The following is a 14862-nucleotide window of genomic DNA, read 5'->3' as shown; positions in this document are numbered from 1 at the left end:
GCCGTCATCGAGCGGCTCCGCGGGTGGCTGCGACGCGGCCGCGCTTCGGGGGCTTCGGCATGGGGGTGTCCTCGTCCTGCAGGCCGTAGCCGTACGCGTAGCCGTAGCGGCCGTAGCCGTAGGCACCCGGGCCCTTGGTTGGCATCATCGTCATGACGAAGCCGGCGATCGGGGCACCCACGTTCTCGAGCGCACTGACCGCGCCGGCGAGCTGGCCCTTGTGGGTGCGGCCAGAGGCGACGGCGACGATCGCGCCGGAGGCCTTCTTCGACAGGATCGCGGCGTCCGTGACGGGCAGCAGGGGCGGGGCGTCGAACAGGACGTAGTCGAACTGCTGCTCCAGACCGGCGATCAGATCCTGCATCGCGCGGGAACCGAGCAGCTCGGACGGGTTCGGCGGGATCGGCCCAGCGGGGAGCACGACGAGGTTGCCGCGGCCCCACGGCACGGCGACGTCCTCGATCGTCGCGCGTCCGATGAGCACGTCGGTGAGACCGGCACCGCCCTCGAGGTCCATGTACGTCGCGATCTTCGGGCGGCGCAGGTCGGCGTCGATCAGGATCACGCGGAACCCGGCGCTGTCGAGCGCGATGGCGAGGTTCGCGACGGTGGTGCTCTTGCCCTCGGACTCGACCGACGACGTCATCACGAAGGTGCGCGAACCGGTGCCGAGGTCGAGGAACTGCAGGTTGGTGCGGAGCGTGCGGAACGACTCCGCGCGCGGGCTGCGCGGGTCGACCTGCACGATGAGCGGGCGCTCCGAGGCCTTGCTGTCGTAGGCGATCCCGCCGACGACCGGCTTCTCGCTGATCTTCTCGACGTCCGACTCGGTGCGGACACGGTTGTCGAGCGTCGAGCGCAGGACCGCGACGCCGACGCCGAGCGCGAGGCCGACGAGCAGGCCCAGCACGACGTTGACCGGCACGTTCGGGCTGACCGGTGCGCTCGGCACCTGGGCTTCCTTGACTCGGGTGAGCTTGACCGTGCTCGTCCCGTCGGCGTCGGTGGCCTCGATGTTCTGCACGACGTTCGTCAGGCTCTCGGACGTCGCGTTGGCGATGTCGGCGGCCTGCTTGGCGCTCGTGTCGTTCACGGTGATGGAGATGAGCGTCGTGTTGGCCGGCGCGTCGGCAGTGACCAACTCCGCCAGCTGGTCCGAAGTCATGTCGAGCTTCAGGCTGGAGATGACCGGCAGGAGCACGATCGGCGTCTCGACCAGGTTCGAGTACGTCAGCACACGCTGCTGCGTGAAGGTGTTGCCCTGCGCGAGATCGCTTGCGCTACCGCTGGTCTGCGTCGAGACGAAGACCTGCGCGGAGGCGGAGTAGACCGGCTGTTTCAACAGCGAGAAGCCCGCGGCGGCGGCGACGCCGACCAGTGCCAGCACCAAGATGAAGACCCACCCCTTGCGCAAGACCGCGATGTAGTCGCGTAGCTCCACGCGGCACCCTTCCCCGAATGTCGCCGCGTCCTGCAAGTCCCGTCACAGGTCGGCCAGGATTGTCCTAGCGTTCGGCAGGGAAATACTGCCACACCGATGAGACGCGCTCGGGTCGTGGGACGTCGAGTCTCGTTCTGCGTCCCGTACGGTGGCGGCATGCAGCCCGAACCGGACGCGTCGACCGCCGCCCGTCCCTCCTCGGCGGTGCGGGACCTGCAGGTCATCGTGATCGCGCTCCTGGTCGCCGTGCTGCTGTCCCGCATCGTCGGTGGAGTCGCCCGGACTGGGGGTCTGCCTGCGCCGATCACGCAGGTGCTCGCTGCGGACCTGGCGGTGTGGGTCCCGCTCGTGCTCGGTGTCGGGTGGGTGCTCCGGAAGTCCGCTCCGGCCGTCCTCGTGCGGCGGCTCGGGCTCGGGTGGGCCGACGTCGTCGCGGCGATCGGCATCGTCGTCGTGTGCCGCGGGCTCGACGCCGTGCTGTCGGTCGCGTTCTTCGGTGCGACCGGGCTCACGCCGCAGCCGACCCTCGGCACCCCGGACGTGCTGCTGCTCGTGGTCTCGGCGATCGGGGTGTGCCTGGTCAGTCCGGTGCTCGAGGAGATCGTGTTCCGCGGCGTCATGCAGCGTCGACTGTCGGCCGAACTGACACCGCGCACGCGGTTCCTCGCGGTGTTGGTGACCGCGTTCGCGTTCGCGCTGATGCACCTGGCGATCAGCACGACCACGTCGTCGGTCGCGGGCTTCGAGGTCTTCGTGACGACGTTCGTGCTCGGCCTGCTGACGGGGGCGCTCGTCGCCATGACCGGGCGCATCGGCGGGGCGATCGTGGCGCACGTCCTGTTCAACACCGTGGCGGTCGTGCTCACCTGGCCGCGCTGACGTCTCCTTCCGCCTAGTCCGGGGTGCGCCGCAGTGCACTTCATGACGGCCCGGAACACTACTGTTAGCCCGTGCAACTCACGGGGGCCATTGCGCCGCACGGCCGTATCGATTCACTCCTGGGCTTGCGTGGCCTCGCGGCGCTCATCGTCGTCGTTCACCACTGCATGCTCCGATTTCCCGCTCTCACCGCGGTCTACGACGATCCGGTGGCCGTCGCCCAGGTTGGGTCGCCGACGTGGTGGCTCGTCCACACTCCGCTTCACTTGTTCTGGGCAGGAGGTGAAGCCGTGTTCGTCTTCTTCGTCCTCAGCGGATTCGTTCTCACCCTTCCCCTTCTGCGCCCGCGGCGGTTCGACTGGCGCGCGTACTACCCTTCCCGCCTCGTCCGCCTTTACGTGCCGGTCTGGATGTCGATCGCATGGGCGCTCGGCCTTTTCGCATTGACGCGGACGCTGAGCGCGTCAGCGGGGGCCGCTTGGGTGGACGAACGACACATCTCCACGGACATCCCCCAGATCATCCTCCGCAGCCTCGTTCTTCACGATTCGAACTACTACAACGGGCCGCTCTGGTCGATCGTGTGGGAGGTGCTCTTTTCGCTCCTTCTGCCGATCTACTTCATCGTCCTCGTCAAGGTACGAGTCGGATGGCCGTCGAAGCTCGCGGCGACACTGACCACGACGCTCCTGGGTGCGTATCTCCGGAGTGACGTGCCCGCGATCGGGAACTTGCTCATGTACATGTCGATGTTCGCGGTTGGTGTGCTGATGGCGGCGAACTTCAATGTTCTCCAGCAGTCCACGAAGCGGCTGTCGTCCGGCGGCGCAACCAGATGGAATCTGTGGGTCGCATCCAGTCTTCTGTTGCTCTGTGCGTACTGGTTCGCACTGCTCTGGACGTCGAATGCCCATCTGCTCGACATGACAGCATCGTTGCAACTTGTCGGGGCAGCTGGACTCGTCGCCGCAGCGATCTTCGACGATCGGCTTCGGCGTTTTCTCGAATCCCACCCGCTGAAGGCGCTCGGCACGATCTCGTTCAGCCTGTATCTCGTCCACGATCCGCTGATCGCCGCGCTGCACTACCTGGTAGGTAGTCACCTCGTCGACTTCGTCGTCGGAATACCACTCTCACTCGCCATTGCTTGGATCTTCTACGCTGTCATCGAGCATCCAAGCCACCGACTGGCTCAGACCATCGCACGCTCCCTTTCCCGACCCATCGCGCACGGGGTGAGCGATGGAGACGATTCGGCCCTCGCTGGCCATCAGCCTCGTTAGGTTTGGCGGTCGTCCTCACCTGGCCGCGCTGACACCGACCGCACGATGAGCCGCCCCGACCGGTAACGTCCTTCTCGAATGTCTCGCCCAACCAGCATCCTCGAGAGCCCCCTCGCCCGGCAGGCTCCCCTGAGTGCGCTGTTGGCGCTCGGAGCCGTCCTGAGCATCACGGTGCCGTCGCTCCAGGTGACGGACGACGGCCTGTTCGTCGCGAGCCTCGCGGTCACCGGCGTCGCGACGGTCGTGGCTGCGGTGGCACTGGCGTTGCCGCACTCCGTCGGACTCGTGCCGGCGTTGCTGGTGCTCGACTTCGTGGCGATCGCACTGTTCCGGACCAGCACGGGCGCAAGTGCTTCCGTCTTCACCTCACTCACCGTCCTGCCGGTCGTCTGGTGCGGGTCCCTGCGAGGGCGCATGACCGTCGTGTACGCGGCACTGGGCGTGACGCTCGTGATCATGGCGCCCTACTTCCTGACGCCGACGAACGTGCCCGGTGCGAGCGAGCTGGTCCGTCTCGGCGTCACCGTGATCGTGTTCGGGACGGTCGCGGCGGTCGTGCAGGAACTCTCGCGGCGAGCGCGGCGCAACGTCCGCGCTGCCCGGCTGGGCGAGGAGCGCGTCCGTGCGGAGATCGACCGGGCCGCCGCCGTCCAGCGGTCGCTGCTCCCGACGTCGACCGACCACCTGGGCGCCGACGTCGCGGTGGCGGGCGCCTGCCTGCCCGCGAAGTCGGTCGGTGGAGACTTCTTCGACTGGTACGAGACGAACACCGGGATCGCCGTCAGTCTCGGTGACGTGATGGGCAAGGGCGTGGGGGCGGGGCTCATCGCAGCGGCCGTGCGTGCAACGGTCCGCAGTGCCCGCACCGTCGACGACCCGTCCGAGGCGCTCCTGCGGGCGGCCGACGGGCTCGCGGCCGAGGGCAGCGCGACCGACGTGACCTTCACCACGCTGTTCCACGCGCGCATCTCCACCGACGGGACCTTCCGGTGGGCGGACGCCGGCCACGGGTTGAGCCTGGTGCTCAGGTCAGACGGTGGCGTGGATCGGCTCCGGTCGAGCGACCTCCCGCTCGGGATGGGGCTCCGCGACGAGTGGGCGACGACCGAGGGGTTCCTCGACACCGGCGACCTGCTCATCTCGTTCAGCGACGGCGTGCTCGACCTGTTCGGCGGGCGCGAGGACACCGTCGACGCCGTGGCCGATCTCGCACGGGCCTGCGGCTCCGAACCCACGGCGCTGGTGGCGGCACTGTCCGCGCGAGCGGACGAGGTCGCGCACGACGACGACGTGACCGTGATCGCGATCCGACGAGCACCGGTGGCGACCGGGGCCTCCGCACTGCCCGCGCAACCGGCGCGTCAGGAGCGCACGTGACGAGGTCAGTCGCCGGTCGGTGACTCCTGCTCGCGCCGGAACCGCTCGATCTCCGCATCGACCTGCCGCCGCGAGAACCGCTTCGCCACGACGATCCCCCACGTCACACCGACCGCGGTGAGCACGGCCCCGAGGACGATCCCCTCGATGCGAAGGTCACCGTCGCCCCGGTTCGGCACGATGGCACCGACCAGCAAGCCCACCCCGATGACCGTGATCGTCGACAGCACGAACGTGGCGACGGGGCTGCCCAGGCGCGGACGGCCAGTCGGCAGTGACCAGGCCGAGGTCGCGAGCACGAACCAGCCGACGAGGACCCCAGCGCTCACCGGGAACCACTGCCCCAGCACGAGCAGCAGCCCGAGCGACAGCACGAACCCGCCGACGCACCAGAGCCACCACCGGTTCCGGTCCCGCCGCTGCTGCCCGGCCACGTCGTCGTTCCCCATGCGTCGACCGTAGCCCAGCCGCGCAGCCGCCCGGCCGCAGCGCCCAGCGACTGCGCCTCAGAGCGCCCGTGAGAAGCAGACCGACTCGGGGTCCTCGCGGTACGGCCCGAACGGCTGGATCCGCACGAACCCGTTCCGGACGAGCAGTGCGGCCGCGTGGGGCTGCAGCACTCCCATCTCCGCCACGACCGCCGGTGCCTGCAGCTCTTCGGCCTGCGCGAGCAGTTCGAGCACGAGCAGGTCGCCGACGCCCTGCCCGCGGGAGTCCGGTCGGACGAACAGCCGGCGGATCTCGAAGACCCCGTCCCCCGCGGCGCTGAGCGACCCGGTGCCGAGCGCCAGGCCCGAGGGGTCGCGGGCGATGACGTGCACGGCGGCGGTCGCCCCGGTGAGCGGCCGTCCGGTGTCGGCCGAGCGCCCGTAGAGCCGGTCGACCTCGATCCGGGCCGCGGCGCGCAGCCGGACGGCGTCCTCGAGGTCGAAGGGCTCGGCCGCGACCGAGATCGTCAGGTGCTGCATGTGCTGTGCGTTCCTCGCCGGCACGGCGTCGTCGCCGTGCCACGTGGGTGATCGGTGTGCGTGCCGCCGCTCGAACCCGAATCGAGCGGCGGCACGGTGGGTGCGCTTCCGCTCGAACCCGAATCGAGCGGTCTCGCATGCAGACGGCTGCGTCTGCCCTCGGACGCCCTAGCGTCCGTGGTCTGTGGTGGGTCTGGGTCAGCCCACGAGGTCTGGGTCAGCCCACGAGGTCTGGGTCAGCCCACGAGGTCTGGGTCAGCCCACGAGGTCTGGGTCAGCCCACGAGGGTCCGGGTCAGCTCACCAGGTCGAGGTCCCAGACGGGCGCGACGTAGGTCCGCGACCATCCTTCGCGCAGGCGGGTCACGGCCCGGTCGAAGGACTCCAGCAGGTCCATCTCCGGCCGCACCATCGACTGCAGCTGCAGCCCCTCGTAGGTCGCGAGCAGCTGCTCGGAACCACGTGCGGGCTCCATGGTCCGCGGCTCCCGGCCGAGCAGGATGTCCCGCTCGAGGGAGTGCTGCACGAAGGCGTGGAAGCGCCGCCAGCGGGAGTGCAGCATCGGCGCCAGCGGGTGCTCCGGCGAGGCGGCGATGTTCAGGCTGGCGGTGAGGAACCGCATGAGCGACGGGTCGGCGATGTTGGCGGTGACGATCGCACGCAGGAACGGCACGGTGCCGTGCTGTTCGGCGAGCGGCATGAGCGGCGTGGTGCGCTGGTCGTTCCAGCGGTCGATCGTCGCCAGGAGCAGGCCGTCCCAGCTCGGGAACGTCTGGTCGACGACGTCGACCGACTCTCCGGCCTCGGCCGCGACGACGGCCGGGGTCACCTCGTGCAGCGGGCGGGCCCGGAGCGCGCGGATCATCCCCTCGACGACCGTCGAGCGGAGCGACGCCGGGTCCGGCATTTCGATGTGCATGCATTCACCACACCAGGCACACGCGTCCCGCCAAAGCCCCCGAACGGGTCCTGTTCGCTTATCGGACCAGCACGATCCGGTCACGGTGCTCCCGACGGAGCAACGTGCGAGCGATACTCATCCCATGGGTTGGGGACGGATCGTGCCGGTCGTGGTGGTGGCCGTGCTCGCGAGCGGCGTGCTCACGGGGTGCGGCGACGACGGCCGGATCCAGGGGATCGGGCCGGGGACCTCCGTGAGCTCCTGCATCGACTACGTCCCCATGACGGCGGCCGAGCGCCTGGACGCCGCCGACCTGGTCGTCGACGCCCGGGTCACCACGACCGACCGCACGGTCGAGATCGGCGGCGTCTACGACGTCCACGACGCCGAGGTCACGAAGGTCGCCAAGGGTGACGACCCCGGCACCACCATCGAGGTCGTCAGCACGTCGGACAAGTGCACGACGAGCGGCGAACCCGTCGAGTACCTCGACGGCGACGTCCTCGCGGACGAGGGCCGCTTCCGCCTCTACCTGACGAAGGCCGACCCCGACGACGACGACAGCGTCTGGCGACTCGTCGTCCCCGGCGCCGCCGACCCGCTCACCACCGGCTGACGCCGCCGGTACACCCCGGGCGTCATGCCCACGAGCGGCGTGAACTGGTCGATGAACTGACTCGTCGTCGCCCACCCGCACGCCGCCGCGACGTCGGTCACCGAGGCCCCGCCGGCCAGCAGGACGAGCGCGCGGTGCACCCGCAGCTGTAACCGCCACTGCCGGTACCCCATCCCGGTCTCCTGCCGGAAAAGGCGGCTGAGCGTCCGCTCGCCCACGCCGACCTCGCGCGCCAGCTCGCCGAGTCCGCGCGGCCGGGTCAGGTCCCGTTCGACCTCGCGCACCACCTGCCGCAGCCGCGGATCCCGCGGCTGCGGCAGGTGCAGCGGCTGCTCCGGCGCGGACGCGAGCTCGTCCACGACGACCGCCCGCAGGTGCTCGATCGCCGTCTCGGAACGGCGGGCGTCCGTCGTCAACGCGAGCAGTGCCTCCCGGGCCAGCGCCGAGACGGCGAGCACCGCCGGACCGGACGGGAGGCCCGTGGCTGCGTCCGCCGACAGGAACACGACCCGCATGTCGGTCACCCCGTGGGCCCGGTGCCGGTGCTCGGCACCGGCCGGCACCCACGCGACGCGGTTGGGCGGCGCGATCCACGCGCCGTCGTCGGTGATGAGCGACAGCACGCCGGAGGCGGCGTGCACCAGGTGACCGAGCGGGTGTGTGTGCGTCGGGACGGTCTCGGCGTGTGCGAAGGCGAAGGCGGCCTCGGTGCGCAGGTCGACGGTCCGCGCGTCGACCGGCACTTGGCTGGAATCCGACATCGGGCGGCAGTCTACGTGTTCCGGGCCGGTGACGAGCAGTGGTGGGATCGACCCATGACCACCGCCTCGATCCCCGTCACGACCACCAGACCACGGCTCCTCGCCGGCTGGTACGTCGGCGCGGGCCTGCTGCTCATCGCGATCAACCTGCGGATGGGTGTGGCCTCGGTCGGGCCGGTGCTCGGGGCGATCGAGCGGTCGTTGGGGCTGTCCCCGTCGGCGGCGAGCCTGCTCACGACGATCCCGGTGTTCGCGTTCGGGGCGTTCGCGTTCCTGACCCCGGTGCTCAGTCGGCGCATCGGCCTGCACCGGCTGCTCGGCCTGACGATGGCGGTGCTGGCGATCGGCATCGCGCTCCGGCTCGAGCCGCACGGCTGGGCCCTCTACGGCGGCACGGTGCTGGCCGGAGCGGCGATCGCGGTGGCGAACGTCTGCATGCCGGCCGCGATCAAGAGCGACTTCGCGCACCGGGTCGGGCTGATGATGGGCCTGTACTCGACGGCGCTGTTCCTCAGTGCGGCGATCGCCTCGGCGGCCGTCGTCCCGCTGATGGCCGCGTTCGCCGGGTCGTGGCGCCCGGCACTGGCATTCTGGGCGATCCCGGCGGCGATCGCGTTCGTGGTGTGGCTGCCGCGAGCTCTGCAGCGCCCGGACGCCCCGACCCGCACCACCGGCGCGGGTGCCGCCGACGAACCGACCTTCGCGCGGCTGCTCCGCGACCCCGTGGCGATCGCCGTGACCGGCTTCATGGGGCTGCAGAGCCTGTCGTACTACGCGTTCCTGACGTGGGTGCCGACGGTGCTGCAGGACGCCGGCGTCTCGGCGCACACCGCGGGACTGATGCTCGCGTACTCGAGCCTGCCGGGGATCCTGACCGGCATCACCGGGCCGGCGATCGCCCGACGCCTGCGCCCGGCCTGGCTGCCGGTGCTGGTCGTCGTGGTGCTCTGCGCCGCCGGGTTCGCCGGGTTGCTCATCGCGCCGGCCGTGGGCGCCTGGGTGTGGATGACGCTGCTCGGACTCGGTCAGGGCGGCGCGATCAGCCTGTCGCTGAGCTACATCGTGTGGCGCTCCCCCGATGCCCGGCACACCGCCCACGTGTCGACGATGGCGCAGGGCATCGGGTACCTGCTGGCGGGGCTCGGGCCGCTCGGCCTCGGCCTGCTGCACACCGCGACCGGGGGCTGGACCGTGCCGATCGTGGTGCTGCTCGTTCTGCTCGTGCTCCAGTTCGTGGCCGGTGCCGCCGCGAGCCGCGACCGACACGTGCTCCGCCGGTAGCACAGCGTCCTACGGTTCGGGGACCGCCACGATCCGGTTCTGGTACGCCCACACCACGGCCTGCAACCGTGACCGCACCCCGAGCTTCGGGAGCATCCGCGCCAGGTGCGACTTCACGGTCGAGACCTCGAGCACGAGCGCGACCGCGATCTCCTCGTTCGACATCCCCTGCGCGAGCAGCAGCAGGACCTCACGTTCGCGGGCGGTGAGCACCCCGTCGGCCCGGTCCCCCGACACCGGCTGCAGGCTCCGTCGCGACACGAACTCGCGCAGCACCCGCCGCGTCAGGGCCTGGTCGAGCGTCCCGTTCCCCGCGGCGACCTGCCGCACGGCGTCGACGATGGTGTCCGGCTCGGCGTCCTTCAGCAGGAACCCGGAGGCACCGGCCTCGAGCGCACCGAACACGTAGTCGTCCAGGTCGAACGTCGTGAGCATCAGCACCGGGATCGCCGGGTCGGCGTCGGGAGCGCAGAACAGCCGCGCGAGCTCGATGCCGTTCATCACGGGCATCCGGATGTCCAGGCAGGCGACGTCGGGCCGCAACGAGCGCGCCAGCGCGAGCGCCTCGCCGCCGTCGGCGGCCACGCCGACCACCTCGATGTCGGCCTCCGCGCCGAGCAGGGCGGACACCCCGGCACGGACCAGCGGCTGGTCGTCCGCCACCAGCACGCGGATCACGCGACCACTCCGCCACCGGCGGCGGCCTGCGCGGGTGCGGCAGGTGCCTCCCGGCCGAGCGCCAGCTCCACCAGCCATCCGCCGGTGGCGGTGGGACCGGTCTGGAGGCTCGCCCCCACCAGGTCCGCCCGCTCGCGCATCCCCCGCAGGCCGTTGCCGCCCGACGGTGAGGTCGGCGCTGCCGGAGCGGCAGCCGGTGCGTTCTCCACCCGGATCACCACCCGGGTCGGGTCGCGGTCGTCGACGGTGACCGTGCACGGGGCGGACGGGGCGTGCAGGGCGGCGTTGGCCAGCGCCTCCTGCACCGTCCGGTAGGCGGCGAGCTGCGCGAGCGGGCCGACGCCGTCGGCCAGCGCCTGTGCTCCGCGCGCGTGGTCACCAGCGAGCACGTCGAGGCGTACGTCGCTGCGGAACCGAGCTCGCTCGACCAGGTCGACGATGCCGGCGACCGTCTCGACCGCACGTTCGGCGGGGACGTCCTCGCGCAGCAGCCCGACCAGGCGGCGCAGGTCGTCGAGGACGGCGGTGCTCTGCTCCCGCACCTGACGGGCACCCTCGTGCGCGCGCTCCGGGTCGCTGTCGATCTGACGGTCGATGACGGCGGCCATCAGGGCGATGCCGGACAGGTGGTGAGCGGCGATGTCGTGGAGTTCGCGGGCCATGGCGGCACGTTCGCGGGAGACCGCGGCGTCGACCAGGGCGTCCTGTTCGCGGAAGACCGCGCTCGCCTCGGCGGTGCGGGCGGCGCGGACCTCGCGGCGGGACCGCACCAGCAGGGTGACCAGGAGCGGGAGCCCGACGGCGCCGACGGCCTGCAGGACGCCCTGGCCGAGTGCGCCGGACAGGACCGCGCTGCCCGCTGCCACCAGCGCGCCGGCGACCAGCAGGGTCGGCCACAGGCGTGCGAGCGGGACACGGAGGGCGGCGAGGACCACGGCGACGACCACCGGCAGGGCGGTGAGACCGAACAGGTCGAGCGACTGCGGAGCGAGCGCGGCGACCAGTACCGGCAGCGCGGACACCGCGACCAGCACGGTCCGTGGTGCACGACGGGCGGCGAGCAGGGCGGCGGACTGGGCCAGCAGGCCGAGCGCCAGGACGGTCCACGCGGCGGTGAACGGCGCCGGGACCCGCAGGGCCAGGGCGGGGCCGTCCGGCTCGAGGGCGTCGAGCGGCGGCAGGCCGATCAGCAGGCCGAGGGCCACGACGGCCGTGCCGAGCGCGACGAGCACGTCGACGCGGCGGTCGCGGGCGCGCGGGTCGCCGTCGCGCGACGTGCGCGTGCGCGGGTCAGCGGAGGCCATCGTGTGATCCTACGAGGCGGGTGCGGGCGGGGACCGGGGCGTCGATCGGCAGCGAACGGCGAGCCGGGTCGTAGCCCAGGCGGCCGCGGGTCACCACGAGGAGCACCGCGGCGGCGACGGTCGAGGTGATGGTCAGGCCGATCATCAGCGTGCCGGCGGTCATGCTCGGGTACATCTCCGGGAACAGCGTCGAGATCGTGTTGTTCACGCCGACGTGCAGCAGCAGGGCCAGGGGCAGACTCTCGCCGGTCTTGTTGAACACCTGGATCATCACGACGTTGAACGTGATCGTGAACAGGGCGAAGACCACGGGCTCGCTCCAGTGTGCGTTCGGCCACCCGCCCCAGTCGCTCAGGTAGAGCGGCATGTGCCAGAGCGCCCAGATCGGACCGAGGATCGCAGCGGCTCCGAGCCCTCCGAAGCGGTGCTGCAGCCGGGGCAGGGCGAAGTCGCGCCAGCCGGGCTCCTCGCTCAGGCCGGTCGAGAACAGCTGGATGAGCAGGCCGGGCACCAGGGCGGCGAACGCCAGCGCCGAGGGAGCACGCACGTCACCGCCGGCGAAGGGCAGCGCGGACGCGACGATCACGGCCGGCACGACAACGAGCGCCAGGGCGTACCAGTACCAGGCGACCCGCCAGCGGAACAGCCGCCCGACCCAGCGGCGCAGGCCCGGACGGCCGTCGGCGACCGCGGTGACGATGAACGCGCCGCCCAACGGGCCGAGCAGCGCTCCGGGCAGCACGCCGGTGAACTGCGCGGAGCCGAGGACCTCGGGGAAGTGCAGGTCCCACACGCCCAGGCCGTGCGGCGACAGGATGTACGGGATCCACGCCAGCCAGCTCAGGCCGAGTGCCAGGGTGAAGAAGGACACGAGCGGGTGCCGGGCGATGACGCCGCTGACTCCCCCACGCCCCTGCGGAGTGGTGCCGGCGGTGGGCCGGACTTCGGTGGTGTTCGTCATGCACACGACGCTAGGAACTGCGGCGTCGCGGGACGACCGGCTTCGGGATGCACCTGCCGGACTTGCATCGAAGGGTGCAGGCGGTGGCGCGGCTGCGGCGCACGGTGCGGTGTCCGCCGGCCCGTGCGAGGTTGACCGCTCCGTGCGCCGCCACAACCCCGCACCGAGCCACCAACCTCGCACCGGACGACAGAGCTCGCACCGTGCGGGTCAGCGCAGCGCGGCGTCAGCGCAGCGCGGCCCGGAGGGCGTCGGCGATCAGCGCGAGCGCGGCGTCGATCTCGTCGGCGACCCGAGCGTGGGTCGCCTCGGACCGGCGGTAGGGGTCGTCGACGTCGTCGTCCGCGGGGTCGGCCGGCGGCGGGACGGTGCCGCGCAGGCGGGCCACCCGTTCGCCCAGGGCCTCGGGCGAGTGCACGTCGGTCAGGTCACCGGGCTCGAGCCCCGCGAGCACCCGCGCGAACTGCTTGATGGTGAACGCCCGCTTTGTCACCCGGGGTGCGAGCGACACCACGGCCGCGCGGTGCGACCGTTCGGCCGTCAGCACCAGGTCGGCCTCCTCGACGATCGCGGCCGTCAGGTAGCGCGAGCCGTGCCCCGACGGGTCACCGCCGAGCCGGACGGACTGTGCCGCGGCGGCGCCGTCCATCGCGGCACCGTCGTCGGCGATGGTGCCGGCGGACTCGACCACGAACGCCGCAGCGTCCGGGCCGAGTCGCGCCGTCAGGACCTGCGCGCCGAGCGGCGAACGACAGATGTTGCCGCTGCAGACGAACAGGACCCGCATCGTCAGGCGCCGGCGCCGAGCAGGTCGTGCCGGACGACGATGGCGTCGCGGCCCGGACCGACACCGATCGCGGAGATCCGCGCGCCGGACATCGCCTCGACCGCGAGCACGTAGTCCTGCGCGTTCTTCGGCAGGTCGTCGAACGAGCGGGCGCCGGTGATGTCCTCGGTCCAGCCGGGGAACTCTTCGTACACGGGCTTCGCGTGGTGGAAGTCGGACTGGTTCACGGGGACTTCGTCCACGCGGACGCCGTCCACCTCGTACGCGACGCAGACGGGGATCGTCGACAGCCCGGTCAGCACGTCGAGCTTGGTCAGCACGAAGTCGGTCACGCCGTTGATGCGCGCGGTGTACCGGGCGATCGGGGCGTCGTACCAACCACAGCGGCGCGGACGGCCCGTCGTGGTGCCGAACTCGAAGCCGTTGGCGCGCAGGAACTCGCCGGACTCGTCGAACAGCTCGGTCGGGAACGGACCGGCACCGACGCGGGTCGTGTACGCCTTGACGATGCCGATGATGCGCTCGAGCTTGCCCGGGCCGATGCCGGAACCGGTCGCTGCGCCACCGGCGGTCGCCGACGACGAGGTCACGAACGGGTAGGTGCCGTGGTCGACGTCGAGCATGGTCGCCTGACCGGCCTCGAACAGGACGGTGTCGCCACGCTCCAGGGCCCGGTGGATCTCGAGGGCGGTGTCCGCGACCATCGGGCGCAGGCGCTCGGCGTAGGACAGCAGCGACTCGACCACTTCTTCGGCATCGATCGCGCGGCGGTTGAAGACCTTGACGAGCAGGTGGTTCTTCTGGTCGAGGGCCGCTTCGACCTTCTGGCGCAGGATGTTCTCGTCGAAGATGTCCTGGACGCGGATGCCGACGCGGTTGATCTTGTCGGCGTAGGACGGACCGATGCCGCGACCGGTGGTGCCGATCTGGCGCTTGCCGAGGAACCGCTCCGTCACCTTGTCGATGGTGCGGTGGTAGTGCGTGATGAGGTGGGCGTTCGCCGACACGAGCAGCTTCGAGGTGTCGACGCCGCGGGCCTTCAGCGCGTCGAGCTCCTGGAACAGCACCTCGAGGTCGACGACGACGCCGTTGCCGATGATCGGCGTGACGCCGGGCGTGAGGATGCCGGAGGGCAGCAGGTGCAGCGCGTACTTCTCGCCGCCGACGACGACGGTGTGGCCGGCGTTGTTGCCGCCGTTGAACTTCACGACGTAGTCGATGCGGGAGCCGAGGAGGTCGGTGGCCTTCCCCTTGCCCTCGTCGCCCCACTGGGCTCCGATGATGACTGCTGCGGGCATCTGGTTCTCCTCACGTTGGCGGAGGACCTCACGCGACCAGGCGGGCCGGTGGTCCACCCGAGTCTATCGGCTGGTCACTCGCGCGCCACCCATCGGACACGGTCGCCCGCACCGTCGCCGCGTCGGTGAATTGTCCTCATTACGCGTCGGTGCGCACCGAACGTCCCCACAAGGGGGGACAAATAGTTCCAGGCCGGAACATCTCGGGAAGCGCGACGTATCGTGCACCGCGACGTCGGTTTCCCTGTCGGCGTCACGTCGGAGTCCAACCCACTCCGTTCAGCCAGCGCGAGATTCGCGTGAGCACCACCGGACGCTGCAGCGCGCC

Annotated in this window: 15 protein-coding genes; 5 read left to right on the top strand and 10 right to left on the bottom strand. The window is 71.1% G+C overall.

The window, feature by feature from the left end; genetic code table 11:
* Window positions 1–4 precede the first annotated feature (4 nt).
* Window positions 5–1441 carry a polysaccharide biosynthesis tyrosine autokinase gene (locus EDF53_RS10970; RefSeq protein ID WP_123293605.1) on the bottom strand — a complete coding sequence of 479 codons (1437 nt, stop codon included), beginning with the start codon at window positions 1439–1441 and terminating at the stop codon, window positions 5–7.
* Between the two features lie 156 nt (window positions 1442–1597).
* Between EDF53_RS10970 and EDF53_RS10965 the strand changes: the two genes are divergently transcribed.
* From EDF53_RS10965 to EDF53_RS10955, 3 genes are all read left to right on the top strand, one after another.
* Window positions 1598–2320 carry a CPBP family intramembrane glutamic endopeptidase gene (locus tag EDF53_RS10965; protein ID WP_148058325.1) on the top strand — a complete coding sequence of 241 codons (723 nt, stop codon included), beginning with the start codon at window positions 1598–1600 and terminating at the stop codon, window positions 2318–2320.
* 71 nt (window positions 2321–2391) lie between these two features.
* Window positions 2392–3603: an acyltransferase gene (locus tag EDF53_RS10960; protein WP_123293603.1), complete on the top strand. Its 1212-nt coding sequence runs from the start codon at window positions 2392–2394 to the stop codon at window positions 3601–3603.
* 78 nt (window positions 3604–3681) lie between these two features.
* On the top strand, window positions 3682–4980 hold the full coding sequence (locus EDF53_RS10955; RefSeq protein ID WP_123293602.1) for a PP2C family protein-serine/threonine phosphatase: 1299 nt from the start codon (window positions 3682–3684) through the stop codon (window positions 4978–4980).
* A gap of 5 nt (window positions 4981–4985) precedes the next feature.
* On the opposite strand, the gene EDF53_RS10950 is transcribed toward EDF53_RS10955, so the two are convergent.
* The 3 genes from EDF53_RS10950 to EDF53_RS10940 form a co-directional block, all read right to left on the bottom strand.
* Window positions 4986–5429, bottom strand: a complete 444-nt coding sequence (locus EDF53_RS10950) for a hypothetical protein (RefSeq protein WP_123293601.1) — start codon at window positions 5427–5429, stop codon at window positions 4986–4988.
* A gap of 57 nt (window positions 5430–5486) precedes the next feature.
* Window positions 5487–5948 carry a GNAT family N-acetyltransferase gene (locus tag EDF53_RS10945; RefSeq protein ID WP_123293600.1) on the bottom strand — a complete coding sequence of 154 codons (462 nt, stop codon included), beginning with the start codon at window positions 5946–5948 and terminating at the stop codon, window positions 5487–5489.
* Between the two features lie 294 nt (window positions 5949–6242).
* Entirely contained in the window at window positions 6243–6866 is a 624-nt protein-coding gene (locus tag EDF53_RS10940; protein ID WP_148058324.1) for a TetR/AcrR family transcriptional regulator, read from the bottom strand.
* A 124-nt stretch (window positions 6867–6990) separates the two neighbouring features.
* Here EDF53_RS10940 and EDF53_RS10935 point away from each other — a divergent pair, with 124 nt between their 5' ends.
* A complete protein-coding gene (locus EDF53_RS10935) occupies window positions 6991–7464 on the top strand; it encodes a hypothetical protein (protein WP_123293598.1) in 474 nt (157 codons plus the stop codon).
* Here EDF53_RS10935 and EDF53_RS10930 read toward each other — a convergent pair.
* The gene (locus EDF53_RS10930; protein ID WP_123293597.1) at window positions 7377–8225 is read right to left on the bottom strand and encodes a helix-turn-helix domain-containing protein; all 849 of its coding nucleotides are present in this window, start codon (window positions 8223–8225) and stop codon (window positions 7377–7379) included. The two genes, EDF53_RS10935 and EDF53_RS10930, sit on opposite strands and share 88 nt — an antisense overlap.
* A gap of 54 nt (window positions 8226–8279) precedes the next feature.
* On the opposite strand from EDF53_RS10930, the gene EDF53_RS10925 reads away from it, so the two are divergent.
* On the top strand, window positions 8280–9506 hold the full coding sequence (locus EDF53_RS10925; RefSeq protein WP_123293596.1) for an MFS transporter: 1227 nt from the start codon (window positions 8280–8282) through the stop codon (window positions 9504–9506).
* Between the two features lie 9 nt (window positions 9507–9515).
* Here the strand turns inward: EDF53_RS10925 and EDF53_RS10920 are convergent, their stop codons facing one another.
* The 5 genes from EDF53_RS10920 to EDF53_RS10900 form a co-directional block, all read right to left on the bottom strand.
* Window positions 9516–10184 carry a response regulator transcription factor gene (locus tag EDF53_RS10920; protein ID WP_123293595.1) on the bottom strand — a complete coding sequence of 223 codons (669 nt, stop codon included), beginning with the start codon at window positions 10182–10184 and terminating at the stop codon, window positions 9516–9518.
* Window positions 10181–11488: a sensor histidine kinase gene (locus EDF53_RS10915; RefSeq protein WP_123293594.1), complete on the bottom strand. Its 1308-nt coding sequence runs from the start codon at window positions 11486–11488 to the stop codon at window positions 10181–10183. The genes EDF53_RS10920 and EDF53_RS10915 overlap by 4 nt, the downstream gene beginning before the upstream one ends.
* A complete protein-coding gene (locus tag EDF53_RS10910) occupies window positions 11475–12449 on the bottom strand; it encodes a CPBP family intramembrane glutamic endopeptidase (protein WP_123293593.1) in 975 nt (324 codons plus the stop codon). Before EDF53_RS10910 ends, EDF53_RS10915 begins: the two co-directional genes overlap by 14 nt.
* A 226-nt stretch (window positions 12450–12675) precedes the next feature.
* Window positions 12676–13236, bottom strand: coding sequence for a low molecular weight phosphatase family protein (locus EDF53_RS10905; protein ID WP_123293592.1), 561 nt, complete (start codon window positions 13234–13236; stop codon window positions 12676–12678).
* Between the two features lie 2 nt (window positions 13237–13238).
* Window positions 13239–14534 carry an adenylosuccinate synthase gene (locus EDF53_RS10900; protein ID WP_123293844.1) on the bottom strand — a complete coding sequence of 432 codons (1296 nt, stop codon included), beginning with the start codon at window positions 14532–14534 and terminating at the stop codon, window positions 13239–13241.
* Window positions 14535–14862: the final 328 nt, after the last annotated feature.

Source organism: Curtobacterium sp. PhB78 (genome assembly GCF_003751685.1).
GTDB lineage: Bacteria > Actinomycetota > Actinomycetes > Actinomycetales > Microbacteriaceae > Curtobacterium.
The sequence above is the reverse complement of the archived record's forward strand: the minus strand, read 5'-3'. Positions and strand labels throughout refer to the sequence as shown.

Bases quoted from the DNA above. Each gene is read 5' to 3' on its own strand.
- EDF53_RS10965 (WP_148058325.1), top strand. From the start codon at position 1,598: ATGCAGCCCGAACCGGACGCGTCGACCGCCGCCCGTCCCTCCTCGGCG.
- EDF53_RS10955 (WP_123293602.1), top strand. From the start codon at position 3,682: ATGTCTCGCCCAACCAGCATCCTCGAGAGCCCCCTCGCCCGGCAGGCT.
- EDF53_RS10950 (WP_123293601.1), bottom strand. From the start codon at position 5,429: ATGGGGAACGACGACGTGGCCGGGCAGCAGCGGCGGGACCGGAACCGG.
- EDF53_RS10945 (WP_123293600.1), bottom strand. From the start codon at position 5,948: ATGCAGCACCTGACGATCTCGGTCGCGGCCGAGCCCTTCGACCTCGAG.
- EDF53_RS10940 (WP_148058324.1), bottom strand. From the start codon at position 6,866: ATGCACATCGAAATGCCGGACCCGGCGTCGCTCCGCTCGACGGTCGTC.
- EDF53_RS10935 (WP_123293598.1), top strand. From the start codon at position 6,991: ATGGGTTGGGGACGGATCGTGCCGGTCGTGGTGGTGGCCGTGCTCGCG.
- EDF53_RS10930 (WP_123293597.1), bottom strand. From the start codon at position 8,225: ATGTCGGATTCCAGCCAAGTGCCGGTCGACGCGCGGACCGTCGACCTG.
- EDF53_RS10925 (WP_123293596.1), top strand. From the start codon at position 8,280: ATGACCACCGCCTCGATCCCCGTCACGACCACCAGACCACGGCTCCTC.
- EDF53_RS10915 (WP_123293594.1), bottom strand. From the start codon at position 11,488: ATGGCCTCCGCTGACCCGCGCACGCGCACGTCGCGCGACGGCGACCCG.
- EDF53_RS10910 (WP_123293593.1), bottom strand. From the start codon at position 12,449: ATGACGAACACCACCGAAGTCCGGCCCACCGCCGGCACCACTCCGCAG.
- EDF53_RS10905 (WP_123293592.1), bottom strand. From the start codon at position 13,236: ATGCGGGTCCTGTTCGTCTGCAGCGGCAACATCTGTCGTTCGCCGCTC.
- EDF53_RS10900 (WP_123293844.1), bottom strand. From the start codon at position 14,534: ATGCCCGCAGCAGTCATCATCGGAGCCCAGTGGGGCGACGAGGGCAAG.